Source organism: Methanococcus maripaludis (assembly GCF_013760955.1).
Lineage (GTDB): Archaea > AGJL01 > Methanococci > Methanococcales > Methanococcaceae > Methanococcus > Methanococcus maripaludis_A.
On record NZ_JACDUL010000002.1, the window covers coordinates 193,457 to 207,177 of the forward strand.

The 13,721-nt window shown below is 32.7% G+C and carries 17 protein-coding genes; 9 read left to right on the forward strand and 8 right to left on the reverse strand.

Going from position 1 to position 13,721, the window contains the following annotated elements; genetic code table 11:
• Nucleotides 1-20: 20 nt before the first annotated feature.
• The gene (locus HNP90_RS03855; RefSeq protein WP_011976547.1) at nt 21-569 is read right to left on the reverse strand and encodes a GNAT family N-acetyltransferase; all 549 of its coding nucleotides are present in this window, start codon (nt 567-569) and stop codon (nt 21-23) included.
• Between the two features lie 167 nt (nt 570-736).
• Here HNP90_RS03855 and pyrG point away from each other — a divergent pair, with 167 nt between their 5' ends.
• The 7 genes from pyrG (at nt 737) to HNP90_RS03890 (ending at nt 8,082) form a co-directional block, all read left to right on the forward strand.
• Complete coding sequence (pyrG, locus tag HNP90_RS03860; protein WP_011976548.1) at nt 737-2,338, forward strand: glutamine hydrolyzing CTP synthase; 1,602 nt, start codon at nt 737-739, stop codon at nt 2,336-2,338.
• 22 nt (nt 2,339-2,360) lie between these two features.
• The gene (gene guaA, locus HNP90_RS03865; protein WP_011976549.1) at nt 2,361-3,293 is read left to right on the forward strand and encodes a glutamine-hydrolyzing GMP synthase; all 933 of its coding nucleotides are present in this window, start codon (nt 2,361-2,363) and stop codon (nt 3,291-3,293) included.
• 122 nt (nt 3,294-3,415) lie between these two features.
• Complete coding sequence (locus HNP90_RS03870) at nt 3,416-4,009, forward strand: tetratricopeptide repeat protein (protein WP_011976550.1); 594 nt, start codon at nt 3,416-3,418, stop codon at nt 4,007-4,009.
• A gap of 21 nt (nt 4,010-4,030) precedes the next feature.
• A complete protein-coding gene (locus HNP90_RS03875; RefSeq protein ID WP_011976551.1) occupies nt 4,031-5,302 on the forward strand; it encodes a flippase in 1,272 nt (423 codons plus the stop codon).
• Nucleotides 5,303-5,405: 103 nt separating this feature from the next.
• Nucleotides 5,406-6,632, forward strand: coding sequence for a bifunctional ornithine acetyltransferase/N-acetylglutamate synthase (argJ, locus tag HNP90_RS03880; RefSeq protein ID WP_011976552.1), 1,227 nt, complete (start codon nt 5,406-5,408; stop codon nt 6,630-6,632).
• A gap of 127 nt (nt 6,633-6,759) precedes the next feature.
• Nucleotides 6,760-7,419, forward strand: a complete 660-nt coding sequence (locus HNP90_RS03885) for a selenouridine synthase SelU-like subunit (RefSeq protein ID WP_011976553.1) — start codon at nt 6,760-6,762, stop codon at nt 7,417-7,419.
• A gap of 9 nt (nt 7,420-7,428) precedes the next feature.
• Nucleotides 7,429-8,082 carry a selenouridine synthase SelU-like subunit gene (locus HNP90_RS03890; RefSeq protein ID WP_011976554.1) on the forward strand — a complete coding sequence of 218 codons (654 nt, stop codon included), beginning with the start codon at nt 7,429-7,431 and terminating at the stop codon, nt 8,080-8,082.
• A gap of 29 nt (nt 8,083-8,111) precedes the next feature.
• Here HNP90_RS03890 and HNP90_RS03895 read toward each other — a convergent pair whose 3' ends face one another.
• From HNP90_RS03895 to HNP90_RS03905, 3 genes are all read right to left on the reverse strand, one after another.
• Nucleotides 8,112-9,152, reverse strand: coding sequence for an NOG1 family protein (locus HNP90_RS03895; RefSeq protein ID WP_011976555.1), 1,041 nt, complete (start codon nt 9,150-9,152; stop codon nt 8,112-8,114).
• Between the two features lie 63 nt (nt 9,153-9,215).
• Nucleotides 9,216-9,608: a DUF126 domain-containing protein gene (locus tag HNP90_RS03900; protein ID WP_011976556.1), complete on the reverse strand. Its 393-nt coding sequence runs from the start codon at nt 9,606-9,608 to the stop codon at nt 9,216-9,218.
• 11 nt (nt 9,609-9,619) lie between these two features.
• Nucleotides 9,620-9,847 (reverse strand): class III signal peptide-containing protein, encoded by a 228-nt coding sequence (locus HNP90_RS03905; RefSeq protein ID WP_011976557.1) that lies wholly within the window; start codon nt 9,845-9,847, stop codon nt 9,620-9,622.
• Between the two features lie 86 nt (nt 9,848-9,933).
• Here HNP90_RS03905 and HNP90_RS03910 point away from each other — a divergent pair, with 86 nt between their 5' ends.
• Nucleotides 9,934-10,092, forward strand: a complete 159-nt coding sequence (locus HNP90_RS03910) for a hypothetical protein (protein WP_181486637.1) — start codon at nt 9,934-9,936, stop codon at nt 10,090-10,092.
• A 35-nt stretch (nt 10,093-10,127) separates the two neighbouring features.
• Here the strand turns inward: HNP90_RS03910 and selD are convergent, their stop codons facing one another.
• Genes selD through HNP90_RS03930 form a run of 4 tightly spaced genes read right to left on the reverse strand, consistent with a single transcriptional unit; the run spans nt 10,128 to nt 13,156 of the window.
• The gene (gene selD / locus HNP90_RS03915) at nt 10,128-11,198 is read right to left on the reverse strand and encodes a selenide, water dikinase SelD (RefSeq protein WP_011976558.1); all 1,071 of its coding nucleotides are present in this window, start codon (nt 11,196-11,198) and stop codon (nt 10,128-10,130) included.
• A gap of 17 nt (nt 11,199-11,215) precedes the next feature.
• Nucleotides 11,216-11,794: a pyruvate kinase alpha/beta domain-containing protein gene (locus HNP90_RS03920; RefSeq protein WP_011976559.1), complete on the reverse strand. Its 579-nt coding sequence runs from the start codon at nt 11,792-11,794 to the stop codon at nt 11,216-11,218.
• A gap of 9 nt (nt 11,795-11,803) precedes the next feature.
• A complete protein-coding gene (gene rnz, locus HNP90_RS03925; protein ID WP_011976560.1) occupies nt 11,804-12,736 on the reverse strand; it encodes a ribonuclease Z in 933 nt (310 codons plus the stop codon).
• 27 nt (nt 12,737-12,763) lie between these two features.
• The gene (locus HNP90_RS03930) at nt 12,764-13,156 is read right to left on the reverse strand and encodes a helix-turn-helix domain-containing protein (protein ID WP_011976561.1); all 393 of its coding nucleotides are present in this window, start codon (nt 13,154-13,156) and stop codon (nt 12,764-12,766) included.
• Nucleotides 13,157-13,339: 183 nt separating this feature from the next.
• Between HNP90_RS03930 and HNP90_RS03935 the strand changes: the two genes are divergently transcribed.
• A complete protein-coding gene (locus HNP90_RS03935; RefSeq protein ID WP_011976562.1) occupies nt 13,340-13,720 on the forward strand; it encodes a CBS domain-containing protein in 381 nt (126 codons plus the stop codon).
• The last annotated feature ends 1 nt before the right edge of the window (nt 13,721 follow it).

The following is a 13,721-nucleotide window of genomic DNA, read 5'->3' on the forward strand; positions in this document are numbered from 1 at the left end:
ATTTTTTTCTTTTTCTTTTTTTAATTTTTAGAGTTCCATTCATCTTTTAAAATACTGTAGACTTCTGCATCGATAAATTTTCCATTCAAGAGTTCAGCACTTCTTTCAATTCCTTCAAATTTAAAATTTAGCTTTTTTGGAATTTTTGAACTTTTTTCATTTCCAATTGCACACTTTATCTGTATTCTGTTTAGTTCTAATGTATCTAATGCATAATCTATCATTTTTATTATTGATTTTGTCACAATTCCTTTGTTTTCAAATTCTTTTGAAATCCAGTATCCAATTTCTGTTTTTTTATTTACAAAGTCTGTGAGCTTAAATCCGATTAATCCAATTTTTTGGCCTTTATAAATGATAACAGTAACAAAATCTCGAATTTCTTCTGGAAGAAACAGTATTGATTTTATAAAATCCTCTGTATCAAATAGTTCTTTTGTCGAATCCACAAATGAAAGCCAGATTCTAAGATTTTCTCGATCTGAATCTATTAATCTAAAAATATCTTCTGCATCAAACAATTCTATTTCTTTTAAAACAATTTCTGAATCTACCTTAAGTTCTAACATATATCTTCCCCTGAGTTTCCGATAAACTACATATACTCTTAAAACATACATGAATCTATTAGTTATTCTAACATTTGGATTTTTCAAAATCTGGAAACATTTATATTTGATTGAATAATAGTTCTAAAATTATTATTTTGATTTTTAGTATTTATCGAGGGATTCTGATGAAATATATATTTGTTACAGGCGGTGTGGTGTCTTCTTTAGGAAAGGGAATAACCGCATCATCTCTTGGAAGACTTCTCAAAGCCAGGGGTTTGAACGTAAATATGATTAAAATTGACCCTTATTTGCAAATCGATGCGGGTACGATGTCTCCATTTGAACATGGTGAAGTTTTTGTAACTGATGATGGTGGAGAAACCGACCTTGACCTTGGAAATTACGAAAGATTTGTGGATATTGGATTGAAAGCTGACAACAATATTACAACAGGTAAAATATACTGGAGCGTTCTTTCAAAGGAGAGAAGGGGAGACTACCTTGGAAAAACGGTTCAAGTAATTCCGCACATTACAAACGAGATAAAAGATAGAATCAAAGCGCTTGGAAAAGACTCTGATATTACGATTATCGAAATTGGCGGAACTGTCGGAGATATTGAAAGCTTACCATTTTTAGAAGCAATTAGGCAGTTTAAAAAAGATGTTGGAAAGGAAAATGTACTATATATTCACGTTTCACTTTTACCATATATCAGAAGTGCAGGTGAATTAAAGACAAAACCAACACAGCACTCCGTAAAAGAATTAAAAGGAATCGGAATCCAGCCCGATATTTTGGTGTGTAGATCAGAAATTCCAGTAAGTGAAAAAATAAGGGAAAAACTCGCACTCTTTTGCGACGTTGAAAAAGAAGCAGTAATTGAATGTAAAGACGCAAGAACAATTTACGAAGTTCCATTAAACCTTGAAAAAGAAGGAATTGGAAAATTAGTTACTGAAAAACTTAATTTAAAAGATTCTACACCTGACTTAACCGAATGGAGAGCTATTGTTGATAGGATCATTAATCCAATGAATGAAATTACAATTGGAATTGTTGGAAAATACGTTGAATTAAAAGATTCTTACATGAGTATTATGGAAGCATTGGGACATGCTGGTGCTAAAAATGATACTAAAGTAAATATTGCTTGGATCAACTCAGAAGAACTTGAAACCAAGAATTATGTGGAAATTCTCGATAAAATGGTTGACGATGAAAAATTACATGGTATTTTAGTTCCAGGCGGTTTTGGAGATAGAGGAATTGACGGAAAAGTAAATGCCGTAAGATATGCAAGAGAGAAAAATATTCCATTTTTGGGAATTTGTCTTGGAATGCAGTGTGCGGTAATTGAATTCGCAAGAAATGTATGTGGTTTAAAAGCAAATTCAACAGAATTTGACGAAGAAACTGAAAACCCTGTAATCGATTACATTCCTGAACAGCGTGAAATTACTGAAAAAGGGGGAACCATGAGACTTGGTGCATACCCTGCAATTTTAACAGAACATTCACTTGCAAGTGAATTATACGGTTCAATAAATGTATCCGAAAGACACAGACACCGATACGAAGTAAATCCGGAATACCATGAAATCTTGAAGAAAAACGGTTTAATAATTTCAGGAATGTCGCCTGACGGAAAACTTGCAGAATTCATAGAACTTGAAAATCACAAGTACTTTATTGCAACACAAGCGCACCCTGAATTTAAATCACGACCAAACAAACCTCACCCATTATTTTATGGATTGATAAAAGCTGCGATCGAAAAATAAATAACTACTTGGAGGAAAATCAATGTTCAAGACGGAACCATTTATAGAAGAATCTATTGAAGAAATAAGAAAGCAGATTGATAATAGGAGAACAATCATTGCATTGAGCGGCGGTGTTGACAGTTCAGTTGCTGCAGTTCTTGCAGATAGAGCAATTGGGGATAAATTGCTTGCAGTTTACGTTGATACTGGATTGATGAGAAAAAACGAGTCTGAGGAAATCTGGAAAATTTTTAAAGAACAGATGGGACTCAATTTAAAAATTGTTGAAGCAAAAGACATATTTTTAAAAGAACTCGAAGGAGTAATTGATCCAGAAGAAAAAAGAAAGATAATTGGAAGACTCTTTATCGAAGTATTTGAAAAAGTTGCAGAAGAACAAGGTGAAGAAGTACTTGTTCAGGGAACAATTGCGCCAGACTGGATTGAAAGTGAAGGCCAGATTAAAACACACCACAACATTGCACTCCCTGGTGGAATGGTTTTAGATGTTGTTGAACCTTTAAGGGAACTTTATAAGGATGAAGTTAGACTTTTAGCAGAAGCTCTCGGGCTTCCAGACCAGATTGCACACAGGCAGCCTTTCCCAGGACCCGGACTTGCAGTTAGGATTTTGGGTGAAATTACAGATGAAAAATTAGCAATCTGTAAGGAAGCAAACTTCATTGTTTCAGAAGAGATCGAAAAAACTGAACTTAAAAACGAACTTTGGCAGTACTTTGCAGCAGTGCTCGATACAAAAGCAACTGGTGTTAAGGGCGACATTAGGGACTACAACTGGGTTGTTGCACTTAGATTTGTAAGCTCACTTGATGCAATGACTGCACACACCCCCGAAATTCCATTTGATCTTATAAAAAGAATCAGCAAAAGAATAACTTCAGAAATTCCAAATGTTACAAGAGTGGTTCTTGATGTAACCGATAAACCACCAGCAACAATTGAATTTGAATAATTCTTTAAAATACATCTTTTTTTAAATTCAATTCTACCTACACAATAGCTATTTATTTTCAAACTTCATTATTCATTATATCAAAAGATTTGGACTGTTTTTAACTTTTGAAAGGATGGAACATGAAGAACAATTACGGTATTCAAAAATGGCACAGCCACGGAGCAATGCTCTGTAATTCTGAAAAGTATTCGGAAGCACTCGAGTGTTATGATAAGATACTTTCATATTATCCAAACGATTTTTTAGCAGTCTTTGGGAAAGGAATGGTTTTTTTAAAACTTAGGGAATACGAAAAAGCGCTTCAATGTTTTAACAGCGTTTTAAACATGAATTCTTCATATATTCCTGCAATAAAAAATAAAAAAATGATAGAAGAAAAGTTAAAAAAGCAGGAAAGCGAAAATTATACTAAATTTTCAAAATTGGGTGTTGAATATTATAAAAATGGAAACTTTGAGAATGCTCTTAACTATTTTGAAAAAGCTTTTGAAATAAATCCATATTCGGAAACTTTAAGAAAAAATATTGAAAGAACTCACCTTAAATTAAAAGAAACACTCCCAATACGGTGGAATAATAAGGGTGTTGAATATTTCAAAGTTAAAAACTACCAAAAAGCTTATGAGTGTTTTGAAAAAGCTGTTAAATTAAATCCAAAATTTGAATCCGCTTTAAAAAATAAAGCAATGGTTCAAAAGTTAATCAAAAATTAAGTTTAATTTGTTCGTGATTTCATGATTAAAAACCTAAAAAAAGATGGAATTTTAAAAGACAGCGCATACATGATATTTTCAAACATGTATTCCAAATTTGCAGCCTATCTTTTTTATTTTTTAATACCATTTATTCTTGGAACTGAGGGTTTTGGTATAATCAAGGGACTAATGCCGATTTTAGATACGTTAGTTATTATTTTTTGTTCTGGAATTCCACCTGCGATGGCAAAATTTATTTCTGGTGGCGATTTTAACGAAAACAGTTGGATATATGATATTTTAAAAGTAATGTTTGTTTTTTCAATTTTTGGTGGAATTTTTACCATATTTTTAAAGTATTTACTTGGTGGAAACTATTCTACTTTACCAGACGTTTACTTTTATGCGGTTGCAGTTGCATTACCCTTTTCAGTTGTTATTTCTTGGAGTAGGGGAATATTACAAGGCAATTTGAAGATAAAAAATTTATCAAAAACTTGGATTTTAGAAAATACTTCAAAAGTTGTTTTTTTAATAATTTTAAGCTATTTATTTGGCGTAGTTGGCGGAATCCTATCGATTTCAGTTTCCTTTTTAATCGGAGGAATTTTTGGAATGTATTTATTATCAAAATCAAAACTCGAATATTCCTTTTCAAACATTTTAAAAAATATATTTTCACCGATAAAGAATAGTGATTCTGTTAAGAAAGTTATATATTATTCAATTCCTATCGCACTTACGACTGCATCCTATAGGCTTATAAATGATCTTGATGGTATTTTCATACTTTCGATGCGGGGGGCTTATGATAATGGTGTTTACGGATACGCATCGTTACTTTCAAGGCTCCTTTTCTTGTTCGCATCTGCAATAGCAATAGTACTGATTCCAAGAATTTCAAAATCAAAAGATATTTCATATTTCAAAAAAGCAACAATTTTAAACATTTCAATAGTTTTGCCTGCATTATTGATAATATTTTTATTTTCAAAAGAACTTCTAAACTTATTTTTTGGAATAAGTACTCCTGAAAGCATTATTTCTTTAAAGATACTTTCTGTCTCGGCAGTATTCATGAGTACATATACAATATGTGCTTCATCACTTCAGGGTATTGGATATGCAAAAATTCCAGTATATGTTTTATTTTTGGGTATTTTATTAAATGCAATATTCAATTACACATTGATTCCAAATTTGGGTATTGTTGGCGGTGCAATCGCAACTCTTTCATCGTCATTTGCTGTTTTTGTATTAATTTGGATAATTACATTCAGTAAACTTAAAAAAATTAAAAATAATAGTTAAAATTTAATAATTTTAGTTTTAAATATTATTTTGAATAAATCTTTTTATACTTAGAATAAAATAATTTTCAGAATTAAATTAAATGCGCAAGAGATGATGAAACATGGCCGAAAATTTCGTGGTTGTGGATGGAGGCGTCGTAGCTCCAAAGGGTTTTAAGGCAAACGGGCACAAGGATAGAAAATACGGTGCCGCATTAATATATTCAGAAACAGATGCAGTTGCAGCAGGGGTATTTACAACAAATAAAGTTTTTGCACATCCTGTTGCTCTTTCAAAGGACGTTTTAGTAAATAATTCAGTATTTCGGGCAATCGTTGCGAACAGTGGAAATGCAAACTGCTTTACAAAAGGCGGAATGGACGATGCAAAATTACTCGTAAAAAAAGCTGCTGAATTATTAAATATTCCTGAAAATCAGGTACTTTCAGCATCAACTGGAGTAATTGGTAGACGAATGCCAATGGATATTATAACAACTGAAGTCGAAAGGGCATTTGAAAATATGTCCTCAGAAAACAGCAACAAAAATGCATCAGCTGCAATAATGACTACCGATGCTTTCCCAAAAACCATTGCTGTAGAATTTGAAGTAAATGGTAAATCCGTTAGAATCGGCGGAATTGCAAAAGGTGCGGGAATGATTGCACCAAACATGCTTCATGCGACAATGCTTGGATTCATTACAACGGATATTGAAATATCAAAAGAAGATTTAACAAATTCCCTTCAAAAAGCAACTGATGAAAGCTTTAACAATGCGGTTGTCGATGGAGACATGAGTACAAACGATACTGTATATGTTTTGGCGAATGCTCAGAGCGGTGTAAAATATATTGATTGTAAAGATAAATTTGACAGTGCTTTAGCTTATGTTTCAAAAGAACTTGCAAAAATGATTGTTTCAGACGGAGAAGGTGCTAAAAAATTAATCGAAGCAACAGTCTATGGTGCAGAAACGAAAGAAGATGCGAAAAAAGCTTCAATGTCAATTATAAGGTCACTTCTTTTAAAAACTGCTGTGTTTGGTGCTGATCCAAACTGGGGTAGAATTGCAGCGGCAGTCGGATACAGCGGTGCTGAAATGGACATGTCAAATTTTGATATTATAATAAGCGATATTTCTTTAGAAAAACAGGCAATTTTGGTTAAATCTGGGGAACAGATTGCGGACTGCGGAACTCCTGAATTAAAGCTTGCAGAAGAAATCATGAAGGAAGATAAAATCAAAATAATCGTTGATTTAAAAATGGGAAGCTTTGAAAATACGGCATTTGGATGCGATTTAGGATATGACTACGTTAGAATAAATTCAGAATACACAACATAATTTTTTAAATTTTTTAAAATAAAATTACTATTTTTTTAACAAATTTACAATTTCAAAATCGCATTTTTTGAATAGCTATCCATTAAGTTTTTTAATATGTTTTTACTACTGTATTTCTGGTGTAAACATGATGATTATTGGACTTTTTGGAAAAACGGGTTGTGGAAAAACCGAAATTTTAAACGAATTAAAGAAAAAATACTCAGTCGTGGATATCGAAGGCTGTGCAAACAATAAAGGGAGTATTTTAGGGGATTTGTACGATTTATCCTCAAGTACTCAAGAACAGTTTGATTTGTGTATTGAAAAACAGAAAAAAATTGCAGAAGATGCTGGATACTGCATAGTTGAATTTGAAGGGCGGAGAATTGGTGGGCGAGATAAGGTAACAATTCCTGAACCGTTTTCTGATTTAAAATGTTACAATTATAATATTGTCGTAAACTGCCCGTATGAATGCCAGATTAAGAGGCTTTTAAACTGGTATCTTCCAAAAAACGAGATTGAAAAAGAAATTTTAATCGATAAATTTATTGATTTGAAATCCGCACTTTCAAAACCTGAAAAAATCGAATTAATGGACGAAATAGTTGATTTACTAAAAAAAGATGAATATTACAATGCTGCAACTTTAATTGAAGAAGGATTATACAGTGAACACTATTTACGGCATATTATGAAAGTGAAACATGATTTAGAAATAAATAACGAAGATATTTTAAAATCAGCTGAAGAAATATCTAAATATATTGACGAAATTTTGAAAAAACACGGAATTAAAATTTAAAGTGAAAATATGGATGAAAACATTCTTTCAAGGCTACTTACATTTAAAAACGATGTTATTTTAGTAATCAGATTAAAAACTGGTGAAAAGGTAATTTTAAAGGATGGAAAAATTGCCGCAGGAAAATTAACTGGACAGATTGCATCGTTTATTTCTGAAAATTCTAAAAGCATTTCAAAACCAACTGTTTTAGAGTTTTCTGGCGAAATGTTTTATTTTGAACCAGTAAATATCAAAAAATACCTCGAATCAATCGGAAGCGAGCTTTCGGATGAGGTTATCACAGTTGACCAGTTTTTTAAATCAGATTTTGAAAATGTAGTAATAATTGATGCAAGGTCCCCAAGGGAATTTTCTGAAAAAACCATACCCGATGCAGTAAATATCCCTCTTTTTTTAACTGAAGAATATGAAACTATTGGAAAACTCTATAAAAGCGAAGGAAAAGAAGTTGCAATTGCTAAAGCAGGGGTTATCATTCAGGATGGAATAAAAAGAATAGTTTCAGAATCTTTAAAGTTGGATCCAAATAAAAATTTAATAGTCTTTTGTGCAAGGGGCGGCATGAGAAGCCAGTCGATTGCAACGATATTAAAACTGTTAGGGTTTAAAGTAAAACGACTTGTAGGCGGATTTAAAAGCTACAATCTATCAAAAACCTAAAAAAATAAAATAAAAAAAATAGATCAATTTTATTCTTCTTCTAAAAGGTCCATTAAACCTTGTTCATCAAGAATATCTAAAAGTCTACCTTTTAAGTCAACGATTCCTTCTTTTTTAAGTGAAGATACTTTCATTACTTCGTATTCTCCAAGGTCTTCTTCAAGTGCATCTAAACCTTCTATTTCATCAACATCCATTTTGGTTAGCGCAACTAAAATTGGAGCGTTAAATGTTTTTCTAACTTCCTCAAGTAAATTGAACTGTTCTTCTATCGTAAATCCGCAGAATTCAGTTGGGTCAATTACGAATAAAATCATATCTGAAAGATAGTTTATTGCAACTACCGCGTGAAGTTCGATATCGTTTCTTTCATAAATAGGCCTATCTAAAACTCCAGGAGTATCGATTATCTGAATTCCTTCTTCAGTATATCCGATATTCAATCCTTTCGTTGTAAATGGGTAAGAATTTACTTCTGGTTCTGCATCTGTAAGTGTTCTAAGGAGTGTTGATTTCCCAACATTTGGGTATCCTGCAATAACAACTGAAGGTAAGTTTTTCACAGTTGGAATATTTTTAAGCTTGTTTCTTGCAACACCTAAAAACGCCATGTTTGGGTAAATCTGTTTTAAAACTGATGAAACCCTTCCGATAAACTCTTTTCTAACGATTGATGTAGCTTGCGGGCTTGGTGCTTTCTTAACTTTTCTTGAATACTGGGTTCCTAATTTTTTCACGATTTCAGATGCCCACTGCACTGCTGCAAGCGATTTTTTAAATTCGTCGCTTCCAACCATGATTTCAAGAATTTCCCTATAAAATGGGTCTAAATTATCTATTGAAGGAGTTTTTTCTACAATTTTCAAAAGATTGTCTGAAATAACTGATGCAGTAGTTCTAATTTTGTTATCTTCGATTATTCTTGATTTTGGGACACTTAATCCTCTTGTAGTTGTTCTAAGTTCTCCTGCAATCTTTTCAGATCGGTTATATGCCTTGTCTAACAATTCATCAGGATATAAAATGGTAGGCATTGCTTTAAATGGATTCGCGTCTCTCGATTTCCTCATAGTCTCATCTCACATTTTAAAATATGAATAAAAATTCAAAATAGTAGGAAAGTATATTTTAGTTTACTGTTCTTTTATTTTAACAGTTCCCGTGTTTCCATCAACTACTACTATATCGCCATCTTTAATTTCATCTATATTAACTTTATCCACGAGCGGGATTTTTCCAAGAATTGCACCAGTTGCGACAATTGGTTCGGACTCAAAATTTACCATTCCTTTTAAAAGCCCTCTTTTAGCAAGCCCGTAGATTACGTAAGAACCAACAGTACTTCCTTTCCCAGTTGGAAATACAAATATTTTGTTTGCGATACTTTTTCCAAAAAGTTCATTTTCCTTATCAGTTACAATTCCTTCCTCATTTACGCCACCAAGAAATGAAATGGACGATTTTGAAACAATTGCTTCCCCTTCAACGACGCCTTTTGAAATAATTCTTCCAGTTAGCTCTTTCAAAGTTTCACCATTTACTTATTACTTAAATTTCCAACCGATTCAGTTAATTTGTTTACTGCATTGTTATATATCCCTATAGTACCATTTGTAGTTTCGTTTATTTGAATTGCGGATTCTACAGTGCTTTTTACATAAAGATACGCTGCAAATACTGCAACCATTGCAACGGCGATTACAATAACACCTGCTTCAAGAGATATCTGGCCCCTATTTTTAAATGCTAAAGATTTTAAACTCATTTTTTCCCAAATAAATTTTAAATTAGCATAAGCTTATATAAACCATTATAATTCTAGATATAAATATTATTGGTAAGAGGAAGACCATGGAATTTAAAAGTGAAATCAGCAAGTACACAATAATAAATCTCGATAAATTAAAAACAAATAAAACAAAATGTCCAAAATGCGGAAAAGAATTTAATTCTGTGGGAAAGAAAATAATCTGCCCTGAATGCAAATATATATTTAAAGTAGCTGATTAAATAATAATCCTCCTAAATTTAGGTTCGGATTATCATTATATTTCTAAAATCTTAACATTTTCGGATAATTTAGATATTCCAACACCATTATTTATTATTTTTCCAACTTCAAAGGCGTAAACGTTATTTTCTTCAAATTTCTGAATTAATTTATATTTATATTCTGGTTTTGTGGAAATTAAAAGACCGCCGGCAGTTTCAGCACCCTTTCCACAGCAAAGACCATGTCCAAACAGTGAAGCAAGTTCTGGAGTTCCCTTAATTACTGGAAGGCAGGATATTTCAATTTCTACATTGCTTTGTTCAGCCATTTCCTGACTGTGACCTAAAATACCAAATCCTGTAACATCAGTCATTGCATTTGCAATTTTTTCGCCCAACTCATTTTCAAGTTCTCTTAAATGTAAAAGAGCTATTCTATTAGACGTTGTCATCAGTTCAATGGTTTTTTCAAAGATGTATTTTTGTTCTTCTTTTGGGATATCGATTAAATCTTCAAATTCTTCAGTAACTCTAGATAGTGCCATTGCACTCTGGTTTCCAAGCGGTTTTGTAAGAATTAATACATCGCCCTTTTTACATCCTGCTTTTGTAAGGATATCTTCTTCTTTTCCTACACCAGTAATTGCGCCACCAATCAAAGGCCAGGGGTTTAAAATGGTATGTCCACCAATAATTGTGGTATCGTTTTCTCGGCAGAAGTCCTGAAAACCCTGAAGCATTTTTTTCGCAACGCTTACAGGAAGTTCTGGAGGAATTCCAAGAAATACAAGTCCGCCAATAACTTCGGAAATTCCCATTGCATATACATCACTGGTAGAATTACATGCAGCAATTCGTCCTTGAAGGTAAGGGTCATCTACAATTGGTGTGAAAACGTCAATTGTTTTTACAATTGCCATTCCATTTTTTATAACTACTGCGGCATCGTCTCCGAGGCCAACTTTCGTATTTTTTAAATCATCTTCAGAAATTATGCCTTTTACTAAATTTTCAAGTTCGGTGTCTGGAAGTTTACAAGCTCATCCGTGTAATGTAACCATTTGAGTTAATTTTATTTCCTCTTCGATTTTACCACCTTTGAGGTATATTTTTAAACATTTCATATATCATGTATTTTCAACTATTCATGCTTTTTCTTATTTCTTGGCATGCATATCAATTCTCTTAATTCAATATCAAAAAATGTATTCATATTTGACGGCAAAATAACGACTGCAGAATCAGCACCTCTGCTACTTCCACCTATTGCAATAATTTCTTTTTTCGTTGAAACAAGCCCTGCATCAGCAGCCATCACTGTTACCTCATAGCATACTTTAACGCCCTGTCCGAGTGTTTTTAATGTCTGTGCAATAACTTCTACTGGCCCATATCCACCAAGTCTTTTTGAAATTCCTCGTTCAACACCGCTTAAAGCGTGAGTTCCGCTAAATACTTTTGCACCCCGTTTTTCGAGGTCTTTTTTAATATTTTCAGGCATTGCTACAATATCGGGCCCAGAAAAGCCCCGATGATAGGTTACAACAACCACATTTACATTTAAATTTTCTTTTTCTAAACTATCAAGTAACATTTTTGCAGTTTCACCATATGAAGAAGCTACAACAATGTCAAAAATTCCTAATTTAGCCCGTTCTACTGCATATTTTAAGGTATTTTCTGTATTTTCAACCCCTGCATACTCAAAATACTCAGTCATTTGTCTCACCTATTTTCCTTTTAATGAATATTCCATTAAATCTTCTGCAATCAGTATGTGTAAATCCGGATGTTCTGCTTTAAATTCAACAATGTCTTTTTCATAAGCAGATATTTCGTCATATCTTGCCGATATATGTGTTAATATTACAGTATTCACGCCAGAAAGTTTTGCAATGTTTAATGCGTCACTAACGGTCGAATGTAATGTTTCTTTTGCATTTTTATCCATTGATTTATCAAAAGTTGCTTCATGAATTAACGTCGTGCATTTTAATTCTTTTAAAAATTCAGCAAATTCATTCAAGGGAATAGTATCCCCACTGTATCCTACGCAAATCCCTTTTTTTGGGGGAACTGTAACGTCATCTGGAGTTATTATTTTTCCGTTGAGTTCAATATTAAAACCATCTTTTAACCTTTTTAAATCAGGCCCGATCTCAATTCCCAATTTATTTACTTTTTCCAAATCCATTCTAGGTTTTTTAACCTGTTTGAATACATATGCAAGTGCAGGAACGGAGTGAACTACTGGAAAACTGAATACTTCGTAATTATCACTTGAAATTATCTTTTCAGGGGACTTTGCAGATATTTCATAGACATTTATTGGGTAATCGATTGAATGGTAGCCCACATTTAATATATTTTCAATCATTTTTGCAGTTTCTTTTGGCCCGTATATGTTCAATGGCTTTGTTCTGCCCTGAAATGCAATTGATTGCATAAGTCCGGGGATTCCTAAGATATGGTCGCCGTGCAAGTGTGAAATAAAGATATTATTAATTTTCATCGGAGATACATCTGTAAAAATAATCTGTCTTTGTGTATTTTCACCACAATCAAACAAGAATATCTCTCCATCAAATTTTAAGGAAATTGATGGATGGGCCCTATATTTGGTGGGTATTGCCGCTCCGGTTCCAAGAAAAGTTAGTTTCATATTTTCACATATATTTTATTAATTACTTTAAATTAAATTGTTTATCAGTTCATCGGCATCTTTTTCATCTATTTCATCTACCCATTTGCAAACATCCCGACTCCATTCACTCATGGTTTTTTTAATCCGTTCTTTGACGTCTGCAAAAGGAACGGCTTCGTATTTATAGTAATAGCCACCTTCTTTGATATTAATCTGTTTTCTAATGATGATACCTGCATTCATCAAACTCTGTGCAGACCTTTGAATCGTGCTTCTTTCCCTATTCAGTGATTCTGCAATTTCATTTATTTTTGCAGGCTTACACTTTAAAATTTCAAAATAGACTGCAACGTCAAATGCTTTCAGTCCAAACACACAACACATTATTGTTTCAAGAGTAAATGTGCTGCAAGGCATATTAAGTACCAATTTGCTCATTACACCACCAAAGAATATAATCTATGAGTTTCATTATATAATGTGAATTCAAAAATAGATTCATTGAATTTGAAATACATGACATTTTACGCTAGTTCATAATTAAGGCGGATGTGTCACAATTACACATTTCTTTATTTTAATTAATATATTAATCTATCGAAAAAAAGTGAGTGGAGTGTTATGAAAGTAAAAGAATTGATGAATCCGACGATTTTTACCATTGATGGGGAAAAAAGCTTATTTGAAGCATTTAAATTAATGAACAATAAGGGCGTTAAACGGGTTTTTGTAAGAATTGATGAAAATATCGATGGAGTAATAACCTACAGGGATTTGGCACATATATTCTTTGAAAAAGGAGTTTTTGAATTAATGGACGTTACATTGAAAGACGTTTCGACAAAAGAAATATTAACAATAGACGAAAATGCAGATGTAAAACATGCTGCACAGATAATGCTCCATGCGGATGTTTCCGGACTTTTGGTAATCGATGAGAAAACAGATGCAGTTGGAGTTATTTCTCAGACAGATATATTGCGTTCACTAGTTAAAGGATAAA

Excerpts from the sequence above, each read along its gene's own strand:
- HNP90_RS03895 (WP_011976555.1), bottom strand. The coding sequence starts at position 9,152 with ATGAGGAAATCGAGAGACGCGAATCCATTTAAAGCAATGCCTACCATT.
- HNP90_RS03905 (WP_011976557.1), bottom strand. The coding sequence starts at position 9,847 with ATGAGTTTAAAATCTTTAGCATTTAAAAATAGGGGCCAGATATCTCTT.
- argJ (WP_011976552.1), top strand. The coding sequence starts at position 5,406 with ATGGCCGAAAATTTCGTGGTTGTGGATGGAGGCGTCGTAGCTCCAAAG.
- HNP90_RS03935 (WP_011976562.1), top strand. The coding sequence starts at position 13,340 with ATGAAAGTAAAAGAATTGATGAATCCGACGATTTTTACCATTGATGGG.
- HNP90_RS03870 (WP_011976550.1), top strand. The coding sequence starts at position 3,416 with ATGAAGAACAATTACGGTATTCAAAAATGGCACAGCCACGGAGCAATG.
- guaA (WP_011976549.1), top strand. The coding sequence starts at position 2,361 with ATGTTCAAGACGGAACCATTTATAGAAGAATCTATTGAAGAAATAAGA.
- HNP90_RS03885 (WP_011976553.1), top strand. The coding sequence starts at position 6,760 with ATGATGATTATTGGACTTTTTGGAAAAACGGGTTGTGGAAAAACCGAA.
- HNP90_RS03920 (WP_011976559.1), bottom strand. The coding sequence starts at position 11,794 with ATGACTGAGTATTTTGAGTATGCAGGGGTTGAAAATACAGAAAATACC.
- HNP90_RS03890 (WP_011976554.1), top strand. The coding sequence starts at position 7,429 with ATGGATGAAAACATTCTTTCAAGGCTACTTACATTTAAAAACGATGTT.
- HNP90_RS03855 (WP_011976547.1), bottom strand. The coding sequence starts at position 569 with ATGTTAGAACTTAAGGTAGATTCAGAAATTGTTTTAAAAGAAATAGAA.
- HNP90_RS03930 (WP_011976561.1), bottom strand. The coding sequence starts at position 13,156 with ATGAGCAAATTGGTACTTAATATGCCTTGCAGCACATTTACTCTTGAA.
- HNP90_RS03910 (WP_181486637.1), top strand. The coding sequence starts at position 9,934 with ATGGAATTTAAAAGTGAAATCAGCAAGTACACAATAATAAATCTCGAT.
- rnz (WP_011976560.1), bottom strand. The coding sequence starts at position 12,736 with ATGAAACTAACTTTTCTTGGAACCGGAGCGGCAATACCCACCAAATAT.
- pyrG (WP_011976548.1), top strand. The coding sequence starts at position 737 with ATGAAATATATATTTGTTACAGGCGGTGTGGTGTCTTCTTTAGGAAAG.
- HNP90_RS03875 (WP_011976551.1), top strand. The coding sequence starts at position 4,031 with ATGATTAAAAACCTAAAAAAAGATGGAATTTTAAAAGACAGCGCATAC.